Origin of the sequence: Methylosinus sp. Ce-a6 (assembly GCF_009811655.1) — a bacterium.
In the GTDB taxonomy this organism is placed as follows: Bacteria; Pseudomonadota; Alphaproteobacteria; order Rhizobiales; family Beijerinckiaceae; genus Methylosinus.
This window is the reverse complement of the sequence record NZ_BGJX01000005.1, coordinates 110763-127884: the sequence shown is the minus strand read 5'-3', so window position 1 is coordinate 127884 and position 17122 is coordinate 110763. Positions and strand designations below refer to the sequence as shown.

Below are 17122 nucleotides of genomic sequence, written 5' to 3'. Positions count from 1 at the left end.
TTACGAGCGGACGCCCAGCCGAAGGTGGCGCAAAACATCGGAAGCGGGAATCTCCATTCCCACGACGACGAGGGGCTGCCCACCAGTGCTTCGTCATTCCTCGCCGCGGCGCTGCGGAAGTCGCCGCGGCGGGGATTTATCGAGAGGTTCGACGATGGCGATGCGACAATTCGTTTTCGACGGCTCCACCTATCAGGCCGATATTTCGGGCGTCGAGAATGCACAATTGCTGCGCAAACTCGGGCGATGGCTCGAGGCGAGCGCGACAATGGAAGAAGGCGGCGACGCGGCCGACGAGCTGCATTCGGCAATCTGCGACATCACGGCCGGAGAATTCGTGACGATCGGCCGGCTCGCGAAACGCATCTGGTGGCGTGATGGCGTCGATTGGAAGCCGATAGACTGCGACATGAGGCGGCAAATGGCGCTGGTGGCGATGTTTCTCGGCGCAACTGTCGCTGAGGAAATGCTGGAATTCGAAGGAGCGCCGAACGCGTGAGTCAGCAAGAGACAATATCCGAGTTCTTGACGAAAATTGGCTTCAAGGTCGACGAGAGCAGCTACCGCAGATTCAGCGACGCGCTCGAATCGGCCACGAAGAAAGCCGTAGCGCTCGGCGCGGCCGTGGAAGCCGCTGCGGCGACTATTCTCGTGGGTGTGGAGCATGCCGCGAGAGGATTCGAAAAGCTCGCATATGCAGCTGAGAAGACGGGCGTCGCGACGAAGACGCTCAAAGAGCTTCAGTATGCTGCGACACAGCTCGGCTCGTCGGTCGATGATGCGACAGCCTCGGTCGACGCGCTGACCCGCAAGATGCGTCAGAATCCCGGCTATGGCGCATGGCTGAAGAATTTCGGCGTTCATTTGCAAAATGGACAGCTCACGGCGCGGAACTTCGTCGACCTGGGCAATGCGCTGCGCGCCATGCCGGAAGCGCGCCGCTTGATGTTCGGCGCCGAACTCGGCCTGTCGGAGGATTTCACAAGGGCCTTGATCTCCGGCGAATTCGCGACGAGATTGCGAGAGGCCGAGGGCGTCTATTCGAAATTCGGCGTCGACCTCAAAGCGACAAGCGAGCGCGGGCGCGAATTCGAACGTGTCTTCAATGCGATAGGACTGCGCCTCGAGGCGATGAAGGCGCGCATCCTCGATCGCCTCTTCGGCGCCGACGGCGTGTTGCGCGACTTCGGCCGATGGCTGGACGCGAACGGGCCGAAGCTCGCCGATGCGCTGGCGAGCCTCGCGGAATGGCTCATAAAGGCCGCGAAGTGGCTCGGCGAGATCGTTCTTCGCTTAGCCGAGTGGGCGGACAGTTCCGACAAATGGTTGTCGAAGATCACCGGAGTCGAAAACGCCTTCGCCAAACTCGCCGCCGTCGTGACGGCACTCGCGGTGACGAGCCTTCCGCTCTTGCTGGCGCGCATGGTGGCGCTGACCACGAGCGCGGCGTTTGCGGCCCTTACGGCGCTATTGAGCGCGCCCTGGGCGCTCGCCCTGCTCGGCGTTGGCGGAATCGCAGCGGCCAATAGGGGCGCGACGCTCGAGGATTTCAAGCGCGGTCATATGGGAGACCATGGCCTGACGACCGACGAGCCGAAGAATTTGCTCGAATGGGGAAAGCGCGCGTGGCGGCGACGGCCGAAATGGCTCGGGGGAGAAGGAGCGCCCGACAATTCCGCGAAGGGCGTCTTCAATCGCTTGCGCGGCGCCGATGCGTTCTTCGATGCGGTGATTGCGGCCGAGGGCACGGGGAAATATGGCGACCCCTACAACGCCTCCCTCGGCTATCTGAAGTCGCCGAAGCCGCTCACATCGATGACGCTCGACGAGGCGCTCGCCTGGGGTAATCACATTCGCAAGAATACGGCGATCGGGCAGCGAACGAATTCCTCGGCGCTCGGCGCTTTCCAGATCGTGGGCAGCACGCTACGCGCGGCGATGAAGGCGCTCGGCTTGAAGGGGAGCGACACCTTCTCGCCGGAGGTTCAGCGCCGCATAGCGCTGTGGATACTTCGGACGCAAGGCCTATCCGCATGGGAAGGCTTCAAAGCGCATCCCGAGCAGCGCCGGCGCGCCCTGGAGGCTCTTCGCGGCGGCGGCAGGCCGAGCAGCGCGCCCGGTTCGAACGTCATCCCGGCGCCCTGGCTTCCCGGGACCGGCATCTCGCCGAACGGCTCCTATCTGCCGCCGACGCCACCACCCGGCGCGACGCCGAACGTCTCGAATGACAACAGCCGGGCCTTGACCATCAATGCGCCCCAGACGCTCAATGTCACTGGCGCTTTTGACGCGCAAGAGGCGTCCCGTCATCTCGCGCTCGCCGGGTCTCGGATGAGTGCGAACTTGTTGAGAAACCTTCAGGGGGCGGCGCAGTAGGAGACGAGAGGCTGTGTCCACAACCATCGTGAAGGATCGCCGAGCGGAAATCATGCGGGCGATGCGCGCCCTCACGAAGAACGACGTCTATGTCGGCGTGCCGGCGGAGAACGCAGCGCGCGAAGAGCCGGGAGAGAAACAGCCGATTTCCAATGCCGCCATCGGCTACATCAATGAGAGGGGATTGCCCGAGCGCAATATCCCGCCGCGTCCGCACCTCGTGCCGGGCGTGCGAGCCGTTGAGAAAGAAATCGCCAAGCGGCTGAAGACGGCCGTGCAGCACGCCTTTCGGGGCGACCTCGCGCAAATCGACAAGGCGCAGAACGCGGTCGGGCTGATCGCCGTCAATTCTGTTCGCAAGATGATCGTCGACACGCTGTCGCCGCCCCTGGCGCCGTCGACGCTCTACCACAGGAAGCATCGCAAGGAAGCGCCGCGCGATGGCGAGCAGCCCTTGCTCGACACCGGTGGGTATTTGAAGAGCATCACCTATGTCATTCGCAAACGGTGACGCGTGCCGCCTCAAATTGATGTTGGCGGCGAAACGCCTTTGACATTCGGGCCGAAAGCCCACGCGAGGCACAGCACCCAAAACAGAAAAGTCCAGCCGAGAAATAGATTGATAACAAATATAGAGCCTATGGCCCGATGCTGTCGTGATGATGCAATTGTTGTCGGTAGAAAATATATTGACAGCGCAATTAGCGCGACGAAAAGAATGATCACTCCAAATGACGCTTCGTCCTTGTTTTGCTGAGCAGAAGAAACGGGGCGGCCATCCTCATTTTGTTGAATTCCGGTCTGCTCTTTCGCATGCTCTTCGGATGACGCCTCCGCCGGGTGACTCACGCTGCCCGCTAGCTTGTCGACGGTAGCCGTAGTTTCCTGCGCGAGCTGGTATTCTTGGGATGATGTCGGCGTGCTTGGTGCACGGGCCTCCTTCGCATCATAAACTGGAGGAGCCGGACAGAGTGCTTCTGTCTTTCCAACAAAACCTTTGCTCGCGTCATACAATAGTTCTGTGTAGACTGCGCTTCCATCGGCGCCGGCAACCTCCAGACGGCCAACCATTTTGATATTGTTCTTTTTAAAATGAATACCTTCCCATGAATAGCCTTCGTCTGAAGTGGTTTCGTAGAAATGATATTGCGACGTTCGCTCGTAAATTTTCCCGTTTGCTCCCGTGTGCGCAACTTCGACAATGTGGTCAGAAACGATTACATCGACCTCTTTTATCGCCCCTGCGACGGTTGGGTAACACCGGACAGTTTTTGTCTCTTCGGCGTGCGCGTAGAACGCAAATAGAGCGATGAGAGAGACGAACAAAACCCGCGCGATCATGAGAAATTCCTCGTCGCATCGGTATACTCTCTCGCGCCGTGGCCGAGCAAGCTATCCGGTAGCTCGCCCCTTCCGCAGCCTCACGCCCGGCCCCTCGCCATTCTCCTCGACGAAGATCACGCCAGCCGCCTCGAGGGCGCGCTGAAGCACGTCCAACGTCGCATTTCTCGGCTGAGACGCGCTCGCTTCGAATTGCCTCACGGTCACGACGCCGACCCTCGCGGCTTCGGCGAGCTGTTGCTGTGACCAATCGAGAAGGGCGCGTGCGGCCCGGCACTGAGCAGGATTCATGCTGACTCTTTATCATGAAGCATCGAAAAACGCCAGAACCGTTGAAAAGTGCTTGATGTATCCTAAATCGTCGATTAGCATCTAATCCGTCGTTTTTCGACAGCTTTGAGCGCAACCACGCCGGACATCCCCGTCTCGGCGAACGCTCCCGGCTTGCCTGAAGGAGAGAAAGAGAATGATCGACGACGACATCATCAAGAGGACGCAGGACGCCGCGCTCGCCTCTTTGACGCAGGAACAGCGCGACGCCATCGCGGCCGCGGCCGAAGCCCGCGAAATGGCCGCCCGCGCGCGCCGCGACGCCGCAGATCGGCTGAAGCGCCATCTCGACGGCGTGGGAGCGGCGCTCCACGATCTCTTTCCCGACATCGATGTGAAGATTCCGCGCACCTTCCCGACCGAAGAGGAGCTTGAACATCATGCGCAGCGCTTCCGAGAAGCGGGCCCGAGCGCCGAAATCCGCGTGATGATTTTCGGTCATTTGACGATCGCTTGATGAAGGGAAAGACCATGACCACCACCACCCGCCGCGCGATCCTCGCCGGCCTCGCCGCCGCGCCCGTCGCCGGGCTTCCTGCCCTCGCCCAGGCGCTTCCGGGCGCCGATCCGGTTCTCGTCGCCCTCGGCGACCATGGCCGCGCCCGTGCGGTTCTCGACGCCGCATACGCCCGGACTTCGGCCTTGTCCGACAAGGTCGAAGCGGCGCAGGAAGCGCTCGGCCACATCACCTACAAGGGAGAGGAAGTTCTCAATCTGCGCCAACTCGAAAGGCTTCGCAGCATGGAGCCGAGGGGGTTCAGCGATGAAGACCTCGAGCGGACGATCGCCGATCTTCGCAGGAACAATGCCGCCAAGCGCGCCGCGCTGGCCGAGCCGGATCACGAATATGAAGCTGCACGCGCCGCTCTCGTCGAGCGTGGCCAGCCCCTCGAAGCTGCCTTGCGCGAAGAGAGAGAAGCCGAAGCGGCGGACGAAAAATGGCTCGACGCGGTGAACGCGGCCGAGGTCGCCATCATGACGGCCGAGCCGACGACGCAAGCCGGAGCCGCCGCCTTGCTGCGGTTCATCGCCGACTGCTTCGAGGAACTGATCGACGATGCTCGCGAACTCGCCCCCGACGCGATCCGCGCGGCCGTCGCTGTCCTCGAGCGGGAGGGACGGGCATGAAATCGCAAACCCTCCCGGAACGCCTCGACGCCATCGCCGCAAAAATAAGCCTCGCGGCCTTTGTGGCGTCGAGCGAGGACGAACTCGGCGACGCTCCGAGACTCGGCTTTTATGTGCTGCTCTCCGACGCGGCGGAGGAGATTCGCGCGATATCGAACGTTCTCGGCGAGTTGGCGCAAGCCGAGGCCGATCGCGTGGAGATCGCCGAGGCGTTGGCCAATGTCCCGGACAAGGAGCCGCGCTCATGACCTCGCGCCCCTCTCTCCCCCGCATCCTCGCTGCCCGCGCCCTGCTATGGCTCGCCCGTCCTGGCGAGCGAAGGTCGCCCTGGCCGAGCCGACCATCCTGCGCACGGCGCTGGCCCGCCTCGCCCTGCGGGGCGCTCGTCTCTTCGCCGGGCTCGCCGAGTGGATCGCGCCGTGGATTCGGCAGGACTACGTGGAGCCACCCGAGCGCAGGCCCTCGACCTGGACGCTTGCCGCCGCGCTCGTCAGGCTGAAAGTCGCCCGCTGGCGTCTCGCGCTCGGGAGAATGACCTCATGACGCCAATCGAGGCGAAGATCGTCGCTCGCATTCGCCGGCCCGCGGCCGACTATTGGAGCGATAGAGTTCTGTCGGCGGGACGATGGCGTTTACGAGCTGCGGCGCCCGCTCTTGCATCACAGACCAGCCCCGCCTAATCTATGAGCAAGCCGAAGGTTTCCCGGAACCGGACGCAACAGCGAAACGCCCCGACCTCGGATGAACAGGCGGGGCGTTTTTGTATTCCAATTATCCACAGATTTGTAGAGCCCTGCTCGCCGCGCTATGCGGCAAGTGCGAATCCCCTGGCCGGAACCGCGCCACCCCGGAATCAGGAACCGCTTTTCCGAAAATTTTCCCTTGTGCCGTTACCCTCAGAGCTACCCCAAGCCGAAGCGGGCGGCGCCATTACCCTCAAGCTCGTTCTAAGTTGCTGATTTTATGGCGACCCCGGTAGGATTCGAACCTACGACCTACTGCTTCGAAGGCAGTTGCTCTATCCAGCTGAGCTACGGAGTCGGCGCTCGGCAATCTAGCATATTCAGCGGGGCGCGCACGCGCGTCGCGCGCTTGTTTCGCGTGGCGACCCCGGCAGGATTCGAACCTGCGACCTACCGCTTAGAAGGCGGTTGCTCTATCCGGCTGAGCTACGGGGCCGTGACGGCGGCGTCGCGTCTTTGAATTCGCATGTTCCCGAAAACCGCTTCGCACTTTTCGGGAACATGCGCTACTGCGTTTCCAGCCGAAGCGGACGCCGGTTCGGCGTACGGAAACGCGTCGAAACAAAAGCTTAGGGTCATTCCATGTTTCAATGAAACACGGAAAGACCCTAATGCGTCCACTGACCGACGCGCTGCGTCTTGAAATTATCGGCGTAGGAGATGATGCGGCGCGACGGCGAGCCGGGCTTGGGCTCCTCCACGCGATAGACGAGGGCGGCGCGCTCGGCATAGGCGATCGCCTCCTCCTTGGTGGCGAAGCGCAGCCTGATCTGCGCCTTGGCGTCGGACGTGCCCGTCCATCCCATCAGCGGATCGAGCTCGCGTGGTGTTTCGTTCTCGAATTCGAGCACCCAGGGCTTGGCCGGTCCAGGACCGGATTGCGTGGCGCTGGGAGACGGTCGGTGAATGCGTGCGGTCATATCGGCCTCGGCAAGAACTTGGCTCAACGCCATTCGAAACTGATCAGCGGCGCTGTGGCGGGGGCGCCGCGCCCGTGGTCGGGGCAGCAGGATTCGAACCTGCGACCTGAAGTACCCAAAACTTCCGCGCTACCAGGCTGCGCCATACCCCGTCTCGCGAATAGGCCGCGGAGCCAATTCCGCCGATCGCCTCGCTAGCACGAGGCCGCGCCGCTCACAAGCGCGAGAATGGACCGGCTATCTCTCGAAAATCGGATGTCTGACGACGTCGCCGACGGCGATCGACAGGCGCCGCGCCGAGCCGGCGGCAAGCTCGATGACGGCGAGCGCCGGGCCGCCGGACGAGATGACACGCTCCGAATAGGGCTCCGCGCCGAGCGCGATGGAGACGACGCGGCCGGCGCGCGACACGAAGATCATGTCGAGCGAGAGCGGCGTGTTCTTCATCCACATGGAGACCGGCCGCTCGTCGTGAAAATCGAACAACATGCCGCCGTCCGCGGCGAGCGACGTGCGGAACATCAAGCCTCTCTCGCGCTGGTCCGGCGTTCGCGCCACCTCGACGCGCAGCCGATGCGCGCCTGTCGTGGTGACGATCTCGAGCGGCTCCACGGCCATTTTGACCGCCGATGGCGAGGCGCCCGCGGCCTGCGCGCGGACGAGGAGGGCCGACGCGCACGCGCACAGGACGAGAAGCGCCATGAAGACGCGCGAAGCTGTCCGAGACGAACCACCCGACATGCTCACCCTCGCCGCACCCGATTCGCGCGCGCATCGCGATATCGTCGAAGCGCTCGCATTCGACGGCCATTCTGCCATTGCGATCGGGAAATACAAAGCGGCCCGGAAGCGGCCTCTCGCGCGGCTCTAATGAGAGGCCGGCAGAGCGGATTCGAGCGGCCGCACTTCGGTGGCCATGAGTCCCTTGGGGCCATCGCCATAGCGCACCAGCACGCTGTCGCCGGGCTTCAGCTCGGCGAGCCCGTAGCGCCGCACCGTCTCCATATGCAGAAAAATATCGTCGGTGCCCTCGCCGCGGGTCAGGAAGCCGAAGCCTTTCACCCGGTTGAACCATTTGACGATGGCGATCTCATAGCCGCTCGACGGCGTCACTTGGACATGGGTGCGCGGCGCGCCGTTCTGCGAGGGATGAACGGCCGTCGACTCGTCCATTCCGATGACGCGGAACACCTGCATTCCTTTGACGCGCTTCTGCGCCTCACAGACGACGCGCGCGCCTTCGTAAGCCGATTGGAATCCAGAACGCCGCAGAATGGTGACGTGCAGTAGAATATCCGCGCCGCCATCGTCCGGAACGACGAAACCATATCCCTTCGAAACGTCGAACCACTTGATGGTTCCAGACACTTCGACGAGATCGAGCCCGGCTTCGCCATTTTCGACATTGATGGTCGACGCGCTCAACTCATTCTGGAATGAAATTTTTGCGCCCAACAGACCAACTCCCCCTGCCGATCCGGAACGATTGCGCTCCGCTCGCCCTCGAAGACTCGAATCGCGACGCTCGCCCGTGAATCACTGTGGTTAAGATATCATCGACGCGCTTTCCTCCAACCGACTTTTTTGTCCCGCGCGCTTTCGCTGTGGATACAAAGCCCGAAAATGCTTGGCGTTCCAGGGACTCGGCGCGAGTTACGCGAAATACCGTACGAGCGCCTTTCAGAGACGAATCGCCGCGTCGCGCGCGCTCTCGTCGTTCGAATCCTCGCCATGAAAGCGGCGCCTTTCGGCGCCAGAGCAGCGTTCGACGAGGCGGCGCGCGCCTTTTTATCCCGCATGGATCGGCGATCGCGCTGGACAGAGCCGCGCGAAGCAATATGCTCGCCCGAGCGTTGCGGTCGATGCGAAGCTGCGACATATTGCGCCGCCCGACGCAGATGGCGGCGCGGTTGACCGGCCGCAATTCCCGCGAGAAGATCGCGCGCCGCCCCATAAAGGACACGGACGCCGAACGCATGACCTTCATCACGCCCCGGGACGATCGCGATTTGGCGCAGGACGAGTCGGCGCAGGACGGGGCCGCCCCGATCTACGATCTCGCTTCCCTCTATTCGGAGCGCGAGAGCGAACGCTTCGCGCTGCACTCGCAGCATCTCAACGAGATGTGGGTGCGCGTTCTGAAAACGATCGGCTATGACGTCGGCTTCGTGCGCGGCTCGGGCCAATATCTCTATGACCGCAAGGGCGCGCGCTATCTCGATCTCTTGAGCGGCTGGGGCGTGTTCGCCGTCGGACGCAATCATCCGGCGCTGCGCGCGGCGCTGATGAGCGTGCTCGGCGCCGAGCTCCCCAATCTGGTTCAGCTCGACGTGTCGGTTCCGGCGGGATTGCTGGCCGAGCGGCTGCTCGGCTTCGCGCCCTGGCTCGACAAAGTCTTCTTCGCCAATTCGGGAACGGAAGCCGTCGAAGCCGCGATCAAATTCGCGCGCGCCGCGACGGGCCGCGCCGGAATCGTCCATTGCGCGCATTCCTTCCACGGCCTCACCTATGGCGCGCTGTCGCTCAATGGCGACGACATCTTCAAGAAGGGCTTCGGCCCGCTGCTCCCCGCGACGCGCGAGATTCCCTTCGATGATCTCGCGGCGCTCGAGGAGGCGCTGCGCCATCGCGATGTCGCCGCCTTCTTCGTCGAGCCCATTCAAGGCAAGGGCGTGAACATGCCCGCGCAGGACTATCTCGCGCAGGCCGCGGCGCTGTGCCGCAAATATGGGACGCTGTTTGTCGCCGACGAGATTCAGACCGGCCTCGGCCGCACCGGCAAATTCTTCGCCGTCGAGCATTATGGCGTCGAGCCAGATCTCGTGCTCGTCGCCAAGGCGCTATCGGGCGGCCATGTCCCCGTCGGCGCCGTGCTCACGCGCAAATGGATCTTCGACAAAATGTTCGACCGCATGGATCGCGCGGTCGTGCATGGCTCCACATTCGGCAAGAATGATCTCGCAATGGCCGCGGGCCTCGCGACTCTCGAAGTCATCGCGAGCGAGAGACTCGTCGAGAATTCCGCCGCCAGGGGCGAGCGTCTTCTCGCCTCGTTCCGCGCCATGGCCGAGCGCTACGAGCTCGTCGCCGACATTCGCGGCAAAGGGTTGATGATCGGAATCGAATTCGGCGAGCCGCGCTCGCTGAAGCTCAAAGCCGCATGGAACCTGCTCGAGACGGTCAATTCGGGCCTGTTCTGCCAGCTCATCAGCATTCCGCTGTTCGAGCAGCACAAGGTGCTGACGCAAGTCGCCGGACACGGCAATCATACGATCAAGCTGCTGCCGCCGCTCACCCTCGATGATTTCGATTGCGACTGGATCGAGCGCGCTTTCGACAAGGTCATCGCCGACGCGCATCACGCGCCGGGCGCGGTCTGGTCGCTCGGCAAGACGCTCGCGGGCCACGCCTTGAAGGCCAAGCTGGGCTGACGAAACAGCTCGGAGCGCTTCCAGCCGAAGTGGACGCCGGTTCGGCGTTGGAAGCGCGTCAAAACAAAAGCCTAGGAAACACGGAAGACTCTTGGTCGACGCATTCGGAACACGCCTTGCTCGGGGCAAGCGTGCGGCGGAAAGCCGCGCCGATTTGACACATCGGCGCGCGTTTTCGTCCTGCCGCGCTCCGCTTCGAGACGAAAGGCGTCGATCATGCGTATCCGTGCGTTTCTGTTCGCGGCCCTTTTGGCCGCGCTCGCCGGCCTTCCCGCTCCATCCTTCGCCGGCGCGCTAGGACCCGTCGTCATTCGCGGGCTCGGCCCCGATGATTTCACGCCGCGGGCTTTTGCGCGCTTCCGCCCGATTCGCCCCGTCGATCCGGCGCGCCGTTGGCGCGAGCCGGAGCCGACCTATGTCCGCGCCGCCTTCGTCGAGCCGCGGCGATTCCATGCGCCGACGGAGCAGGCGTCGCTCTGGCCGCAGCCTTCCTCTCATCCGTATGAGAGCAATCCTTACGACCGCAGCTATCGGCCGGGGGCCTATACGGCCGCCGATCCGATTCCGTCGAAGCCGGCGCCGGTCTACGGCTATTATCTCGACGAAGGCCCCTTCCCCGTGGCGCGATGAGGCGCATAGCGTCGACGACGAGAAGCATCTCGTCGTCTCCGAGGATTGGGATGCACGTCGCTGCCGATACGCTTCGGCGCGGCGCCGGAAGCCCACTGTCATTGCGAGGAGCGTCGCGACGAAGCAAATCCAGAGCCGTGGCGCGGCCCCGGGGTTGCTTCGCTGCGCTCGCGACGACGTATCACTCGCCGGCCGCCTTCAGCTTCTCGCCGGACTGGCTGCGCGCCAGCATCTCGCTGAGGGCGCGGCGATATTCGACCGGCATCACCTTGCGGAACTTCGGCTTGTAATTCTCCCAATCGTCGAGGATCGCGCGCGCGCGCGTCGAGCCCGTGTAGCGCAGATGATTGGAGACGAGCTGCTTCAAACGCTCGGCGTCGAAGCGCGTCATATCCTTCATCACATCGACGCGGCCATGCTGCTCGAGATCGCCGCTCTGATGATAGGCCTGCGTCATCGCGGTCTCCTCGTCGCGCACCGGCTCGAGATCGACCATGGCGAGATTGCAGCGTTCGGAGAAGCCGCCGTCTTCATCGAGCACATAGGCGACGCCGCCCGACATGCCGGCCGCGAAATTGCGGCCCGTCGGCCCGAGCACGACGACGACGCCGCCCGTCATATATTCGCAGCCATGATCGCCGACGCCTTCGACGACGGCGAAGGCGCCCGAATTGCGCACGGCGAAGCGCTCGCCGGCCACGCCGCGGAAATAGGCCTCGCCCGCAATGGCGCCATAGAGCACCGTATTGCCGACGATGATCGACTTCTCCGGAACGATCTGCTTGGCCTCGCGCGAGGGATAGACGATCACCTTGCCGCCCGAGAGGCCCTTGCCGACATAGTCGTTCGCCTCGCCCTCGAGCCGCAGCGTCACGCCGCGCGCGAGAAAGGCGCCGAAGCTCTGTCCCGCCGTGCCCGTCGCGCGAATGTCGATCGTGTCCTCGGGCAGGCCGGCGTGGCCATAGAGGCGCGCGACCTCGCCCGACAGCATCGCGCCGGTCGAGCGATCGACATTGCGGATCGCCGTCTCGATCGAGCTCTTCGCGCCGCGGTCGATCGAGGCGCGCGCCGCCTCGATGAGTCGATTGTCGAGGACCTTGTCGAGCCCGTGATCCTGCGTGAGGCTATGGCGGATCGCGCCGCCCTCGCCCGCGGGCTTGTGGAAGAGCTTCGAGAAGTCGAGACCCTTCGCCTTCCAATGGGCGAGCGCCTTCTCCTTGTCGAGCATCTGCATCTGGCCGATGAGCTCGTCGAAGCGGCGATAGCCCATTTGCGCCATCAGCTCGCGCACCTCTCCGGCGACGAAGAAGAAGAAATTGATGACATGCTCGGGCTGGCCGACGAAGCGCTTGCGCAGCACGGGGTCCTGCGTGGCGACGCCGACGGGGCAGGTGTTGAGATGGCATTTGCGCATCATCACGCAGCCCGCAGCGATGAGCGGCGCCGTCGCGAAGCCGAATTCATCGGCGCCGAGCAGCGCGCCGACGATGACGTCGCGGCCGGTGCGCAATCCGCCGTCCACCTGCACGGCGATGCGCGAGCGCAGATTGTTCAGCACCAGCGTCTGATGCGTCTCGGCGAGGCCGATCTCCCACGGGCTGCCGGCATGCTTGATGGAGGTCAAAGGCGAAGCGCCCGTGCCGCCGTCATAGCCCGAGATGGTCACATGATCGGCGCGGCCCTTGGAGACGCCGGCCGCGACCGTGCCGACGCCGACCTCGGAGACGAGCTTCACCGACACCGCCGCGCGCGGATTGGCGTTTTTGAGATCGAAGATCAGCTGCGCCAAATCCTCGATCGAATAGATGTCGTGATGCGGCGGCGGCGAGATGAGGCCGACGCCCGGCGTCGAATGGCGAACCTTGGCGATGACCGCATCGACCTTGTCGCCGGGCAATTGGCCGCCTTCGCCGGGCTTCGCGCCCTGCGCCATCTTGATCTGGATCATGTCGGCGTTGACGAGATATTCCGTCGTCACGCCGAAGCGGCCCGAGGCCACCTGCTTGATCGCGCTGCGCTCGCTGTCGCCATTGGGCTTGGACTTGAAGCGATCCGGCTCCTCGCCGCCCTCGCCCGTGTTCGACTTGCCGCCGATGCGGTTCATCGCCACGGCGAGGGTCGTATGCGCCTCGCGCGAGATGGAGCCGAAGGACATCGCCCCGGTCGAGAAGCGCTTGACGATCTCGCTCGCCGGCTCGACCTCATCGAGCGGAACGCTCGCGCGCCCATCCTCCTCCGCCGTCTTGACACGGAACAGGCCGCGCAGATTGAGCAGCTTCTCATCCTGCTCGTTCAAATGCTTGGCGAAGGCGCGATATTTGTCCTGCGCATTGGCGCGCACGGCGTGCTGCAGCAGCGACACCGTATGCGGAGTCCAGCTATGCGCCTCGCCGCGGATACGGAAAGCGTAATCGCCGCCGACGTCCAGCGCGTCGCGATAGATCGCCGCATCGCCGAAAGCGTCCTTGTGACGGCGCACCGTCTCCACCGCGATCTCGCCCAAGCCGACGCCCTCGACGCGCGTCGTCGTGCCGCGAAAGAATTCATCGACGAAGCTCTGCGCGAGGCCGACAGCGTCGAAAATCTGCGCGCCGCAATAGGACTGATAGGTCGAGATGCCCATCTTCGACATGACCTTCAAAAGGCCCTTGTCGACCGCCTTGATGAAGCGCTTGATCGCTGTATGGCCATCGACGTCGGAGGGGAATTCCTCGGTCGAGGCCTCGAGCGTCTCGAAGGCGAGATAGGGATTGATCGCCTCCGCGCCGAAGCCGGCGAGCAGCGCGAAATGATGCACCTCGCGCGCTTCGCCGGTCTCGACGACGAGGCCGACCGAGGTGCGCAGGCCACGGCGAATGAGATGATGATGCACCGCCGCCGTGGCGAGCAGCGCCGGGATCGGAATGCGATCCGGCCCGACCATGCGGTCGGAGAGGATGATGATGTTATAGCCGCCGTTCACCGCCTTTTCGGCGCGCTCGCCGAGCCGGTTCAGCGCCTCGCGCAGACCCGCGGCGCCGGTCGCGGCGTCATAGGTGATGTCGAGCGTCTTGGTGTCGAAGCTGTCCTCGACATGGCCGATGCAGCGGATTTTCTCGAGATCCTCATTGGTGAGGATCGGCTGGCGCACTTCGAGGCGCTTCTTCTTCGACGAGCCCTCGTGATCGAGAATATTGGGGCGCGGACCGATGAAGGAGACGAGGCTCATCACCAATTCTTCGCGGATCGGATCGATCGGCGGATTGGTGACCTGCGCGAAATTCTGCTTGAAGTAGGTGTAGAGAAGCTTCGGCTTGTCGGAGAGCGCCGAGATCGGCGTGTCCGTGCCCATGGAGCCGACCGCCTCCTGGCCGGTGACGGCCATGGGGAAGAGCAGGAGATCGAGCTCCTCCTGCGAATAGCCGAAGGCCTGCTGCCGATCGAGCAGCGAAACGTCGGCGCGGGACGCGCGCGGCTCGACGGGCTTCAGATCCTCGAGCACGATCTGCGTGCGCTCGAGCCATTGCTTGTAAGGATGCGAGGAGGCGAGCTCCTTCTTGATCTCGTCGTCGGAGACGATGCGCCCCTGCTCGAGATCGACGAGCAGCATCTTGCCCGGCTGCAGGCGCCATTTCTGCACGATCTTGTCCTGCGGGATCGGCAGCACGCCCATCTCCGAGGCCATGACGACGAGCCCGTCCTCGGTCACGAGATAGCGCGCCGGACGCAGGCCGTTGCGGTCGAGCGTCGCGCCGATCTGGCGGCCGTCGGTGAAGGCCATGGCGGCGGGGCCGTCCCAGGGCTCCATCAGCGCGGCGTGATATTCGTAGAAAGCCTTGCGGTCGCCATCCATCAGCGGATTGCCGGACCAGGCCTCGGGGATCAGCATCATCACCGCATGGGCGAGCGAATAGCCGCCCTGCACGAGAAATTCGAGCGCATTGTCGAAACAAGCCGTGTCCGACTGCCCCTCATAGGAGATCGGCCAGAGCTTTTCGATGTCATTACCGAACAGCGGCGAGGCGACGGACGCCTGCCGCGCCGCCATCCAATTCAGATTGCCGCGCAGCGTGTTGATCTCGCCATTATGCGCGACGAAGCGATAGGGATGCGCGAGGCGCCAGGACGGGAAAGTGTTGGTCGCGAAGCGCTGATGCACCAGCGCGATGGCGCTGACGAAACGCTCGTCCTTGAGATCGAGGAAATAGTCGCCGAGCTGCGAGACCAGCACCATGCCCTTATAGACGATGGTGCGCGAGGAGACCGAGACCGAGTAATGCTCGCGGGCGGCGGGCCCCCGAGCGTAGATTTCGTTGGAGGCCGTCTTGCGCGCGAGATAGAGGCGCCGCTCGAAATCGACCTCGTCGGCGACGGTCGGCCCACGGCCGATGAACACCTGCCCATGAACCGGCTCGACTGCCTTCACCGCCTCGCCGAGATCGCTCGAATCGACCGGCGTGTCGCGCCAGCCGAGCACGACGAGCCCCTGGCCGGCCGTGGCCGCCTCTATGCACGCCTTCGCATTGGCGCGCTCGCTCTCGTCGCGGGAGAGGAAGAACTGGCCGATGGCGTAATGGCCGGGCTCCGGCAGCGCGAAGCCGAGCTTCGCGCATTCCTCCTCGAAGAACTCATGCGGAATCTGCACGAGAATGCCGCAGCCGTCGCCGAGCTTCGGATCCGCGCCCACGGCGCCGCGATGATCGAGATTGAGCAGGATCTGCAGACCCATCTCGACGATCTCATGGGTCTTGCGATCGCGCAGATCGGCGACGAAGCCGACGCCGCAGGAATCGTGCTCCTTGGACGGATCGTAGAGGCCCTGAGCCTTCGGCAGGAGGGGGTCTCTGGCGTCGATCGCGGTCATAGCGGCGTCTCCCGGGCGAGTGCGGAGGCCGCCCGGCCCGATCGCCGCGCCTTGGGTCCCCGTCCCCTGTCGTCGAATTCATCGATTTGCTCCGAAGCCCCGCTGATGGGCCGTCGGAGGAGAATGGTCAGCAAGGCTGACATATCAGCGGGGAATATTGTTGCCAGATTTGGGCTCGGCGCACAAGCAATCTGCCGTCATAAAACCGAAATCCCGGCGCATTCCAGCTGGCCCGCCCGCTTTTCGCGTCCAAAGCTCGCCGCAATGGTCGCAGAAGCTCCGCCGTCGAGACAGGGCCAATGAACAGGGCCAATGAAGATGTGGAGCGGTTCATGACGCTATCGAGGCTGCGGCCGAGGATATTGCTCGCTGTCGCGAGCTTGGCGCCTTTCGCGGCGACCTATGCGACGCCGGCCGCGGCCGATTTCTTCTTTCGTCCGTTCGGCTATGCCTTTCATCAGCCGATCCCGGAGCCGGCGCCGCATGTCTCGCCGCGAGTGATCGCCGGAATTCTGGAGGAAGAGGGATTTCGCCTCGTCGGGGCGCTCGGCCGCCGCGGCGATCAGCTGGTGGCGACCGGCGTCGACTACCGGGGGCGCTACAGGCGTTTCCTCATCGATCCCTATGAGCGCGAGATTTTGCGGTCGTGGCGCATCGGGCCGGAAATCATCCGCGAGGCGCCCGGCGCTTTCGACGCGCCGCCAACCGCCTATGGCGCTCCGCCGGGACCCGAGCCCTATGACGCCTCGCGGACGGGCGCGGCGGAGGACCCGCTGGTCGTGCCGGGCCTCGGCGCCGAGCCGCGCCGTCCCGCCCCACGATCCGCCGACCCGAACCGTCGGGTCGACGAGCCGCGCCGGCCCCACGCCGCCGCCAGGCCCCAGGGCGCCGAGACGCAGCGCACTCCTCACGTCCCGCCCTCCCAGGCGACGAAGCCGCCGGCGCGGCCGACGCCGACGCGATCGGCCGCTCCGCACGGATCCGAAAGGCCGGCGGCGCCGAAACCCGCGGCCGTGACGCCCGCCGATCGCGAGGCCCCCGCCCCGCAGCAGTCCGGCGCGACTCCGTCCCCGGCCGCCGCGCCCGCCCCGGCTCCGCCGACCGAGTCGAAGGCGCCGCACGCGACGCCCGTCCCCGAACCCGCCGCCGTCGGCCATCAGCAAGCGGCCCCGGCGCCTCAGACGATCGTCCCGGCTACGCCGCCGGCGCCCTCGCCTCCCCCAGCGGCCGCGTCGGCCAATCCCGTCTCGGCGGAACAGTCGAAGGCGCCGCCGTCGGGCGAGCCGCCGAAGCCTGCGCCAGGGGGCTGACCGAAAAAAAGAGGCGCCCCCGCGGGGACGCCTCGGTTTTTTGCGCCTCGGAAGGCCGATCAGGCGGCCC

At 64.4% G+C, this 17122-nt stretch carries 17 protein-coding genes and 3 tRNA genes; 11 read left to right on the top strand and 9 right to left on the bottom strand.

The annotated features are described in order from the left end of the window. The first annotated feature begins 154 nt into the window (after positions 1-154). From Mspo_RS05365 to Mspo_RS05355, 3 genes are read left to right on the top strand one after another with little or no spacing between them, the layout of a single operon-like run. Positions 155-499 (top strand): hypothetical protein, encoded by a 345-nt coding sequence (locus Mspo_RS05365; protein WP_159727566.1) that lies wholly within the window; start codon positions 155-157, stop codon positions 497-499. Between the two features lie 26 nt (positions 500-525). Beyond that, positions 526-2376 (top strand): hypothetical protein, encoded by a 1851-nt coding sequence (locus tag Mspo_RS05360; RefSeq protein WP_159727564.1) that lies wholly within the window; start codon positions 526-528, stop codon positions 2374-2376. 13 nt (positions 2377-2389) lie between these two features. Beyond that, positions 2390-2887, top strand: coding sequence for a hypothetical protein (locus Mspo_RS05355; protein WP_159727562.1), 498 nt, complete (start codon positions 2390-2392; stop codon positions 2885-2887). 11 nt (positions 2888-2898) lie between these two features. Here the strand turns inward: Mspo_RS05355 and Mspo_RS19815 are convergent, their stop codons facing one another. Next, a complete protein-coding gene (locus Mspo_RS19815) occupies positions 2899-3717 on the bottom strand; it encodes a superinfection immunity protein (protein ID WP_244613156.1) in 819 nt (272 codons plus the stop codon). 51 nt (positions 3718-3768) lie between these two features. Continuing rightward, the gene (locus tag Mspo_RS05345; protein ID WP_159727560.1) at positions 3769-4008 is read right to left on the bottom strand and encodes a helix-turn-helix domain-containing protein; all 240 of its coding nucleotides are present in this window, start codon (positions 4006-4008) and stop codon (positions 3769-3771) included. Between the two features lie 175 nt (positions 4009-4183). Between Mspo_RS05345 and Mspo_RS05340 the strand changes: the two genes are divergently transcribed. From Mspo_RS05340 to Mspo_RS05325, 4 genes are read left to right on the top strand one after another with little or no spacing between them, the layout of a single operon-like run. Further along, complete coding sequence (locus Mspo_RS05340) at positions 4184-4504, top strand: hypothetical protein (protein ID WP_159727558.1); 321 nt, start codon at positions 4184-4186, stop codon at positions 4502-4504. Positions 4505-4518: 14 nt separating this feature from the next. Next, complete coding sequence (locus Mspo_RS05335) at positions 4519-5175, top strand: hypothetical protein (RefSeq protein WP_159727556.1); 657 nt, start codon at positions 4519-4521, stop codon at positions 5173-5175. Further along, positions 5172-5423 (top strand): hypothetical protein, encoded by a 252-nt coding sequence (locus tag Mspo_RS05330; RefSeq protein WP_159727554.1) that lies wholly within the window; start codon positions 5172-5174, stop codon positions 5421-5423. The genes Mspo_RS05335 and Mspo_RS05330 overlap by 4 nt, the downstream gene beginning before the upstream one ends. 46 nt (positions 5424-5469) lie before the next feature. Beyond that, positions 5470-5718 (top strand): hypothetical protein, encoded by a 249-nt coding sequence (locus Mspo_RS05325; RefSeq protein WP_159727552.1) that lies wholly within the window; start codon positions 5470-5472, stop codon positions 5716-5718. A gap of 421 nt (positions 5719-6139) precedes the next feature. Here Mspo_RS05325 and Mspo_RS05320 read toward each other — a convergent pair. The 5 genes from Mspo_RS05320 to Mspo_RS05300 all read right to left on the bottom strand — a co-directional run bounded on the left by Mspo_RS05320 (position 6140) and on the right by Mspo_RS05300 (position 7456). Continuing rightward, a tRNA-Arg gene (locus Mspo_RS05320) sits at positions 6140-6216 on the bottom strand. A 61-nt stretch (positions 6217-6277) separates the two neighbouring features. Further along, positions 6278-6354, bottom strand: a tRNA-Arg gene (locus tag Mspo_RS05315). A gap of 172 nt (positions 6355-6526) precedes the next feature. Then, positions 6527-6838: an ETC complex I subunit gene (locus Mspo_RS05310; RefSeq protein WP_159727550.1), complete on the bottom strand. Its 312-nt coding sequence runs from the start codon at positions 6836-6838 to the stop codon at positions 6527-6529. A gap of 75 nt (positions 6839-6913) precedes the next feature. Continuing rightward, a tRNA-Pro gene (locus Mspo_RS05305) sits at positions 6914-6990 on the bottom strand. Between the two features lie 85 nt (positions 6991-7075). Further along, entirely contained in the window at positions 7076-7456 is a 381-nt protein-coding gene (locus Mspo_RS05300) for a DUF192 domain-containing protein (RefSeq protein ID WP_244613154.1), read from the bottom strand. A gap of 82 nt (positions 7457-7538) precedes the next feature. Here Mspo_RS05300 and Mspo_RS05295 point away from each other — a divergent pair, with 82 nt between their 5' ends. After that, complete coding sequence (locus Mspo_RS05295) at positions 7539-7709, top strand: hypothetical protein (RefSeq protein WP_159727546.1); 171 nt, start codon at positions 7539-7541, stop codon at positions 7707-7709. Here Mspo_RS05295 and Mspo_RS05290 read toward each other — a convergent pair. Continuing rightward, entirely contained in the window at positions 7706-8263 is a 558-nt protein-coding gene (locus Mspo_RS05290) for a cold-shock protein (RefSeq protein WP_159727544.1), read from the bottom strand. The two genes, Mspo_RS05295 and Mspo_RS05290, sit on opposite strands and share 4 nt — an antisense overlap. Before the next feature lie 551 nt (positions 8264-8814). Here Mspo_RS05290 and Mspo_RS05285 point away from each other — a divergent pair. Together Mspo_RS05285 and Mspo_RS05280 are read left to right on the top strand one after the other, a co-directional pair. Then, entirely contained in the window at positions 8815-10269 is a 1455-nt protein-coding gene (locus tag Mspo_RS05285; protein ID WP_244613166.1) for an aspartate aminotransferase family protein, read from the top strand. Between the two features lie 216 nt (positions 10270-10485). After that, positions 10486-10899, top strand: coding sequence for a hypothetical protein (locus Mspo_RS05280; protein ID WP_159727542.1), 414 nt, complete (start codon positions 10486-10488; stop codon positions 10897-10899). Positions 10900-11080: 181 nt separating this feature from the next. On the opposite strand, the gene gltB is transcribed toward Mspo_RS05280, so the two are convergent. Continuing rightward, the gene (gene gltB / locus Mspo_RS05275; RefSeq protein ID WP_159727540.1) at positions 11081-15742 is read right to left on the bottom strand and encodes a glutamate synthase large subunit; all 4662 of its coding nucleotides are present in this window, start codon (positions 15740-15742) and stop codon (positions 11081-11083) included. A 332-nt stretch (positions 15743-16074) separates the two neighbouring features. On the opposite strand from gltB, the gene Mspo_RS05270 reads away from it, so the two are divergent. Then, entirely contained in the window at positions 16075-17052 is a 978-nt protein-coding gene (locus Mspo_RS05270) for a hypothetical protein (protein WP_159727538.1), read from the top strand. Positions 17053-17122: the final 70 nt, after the last annotated feature.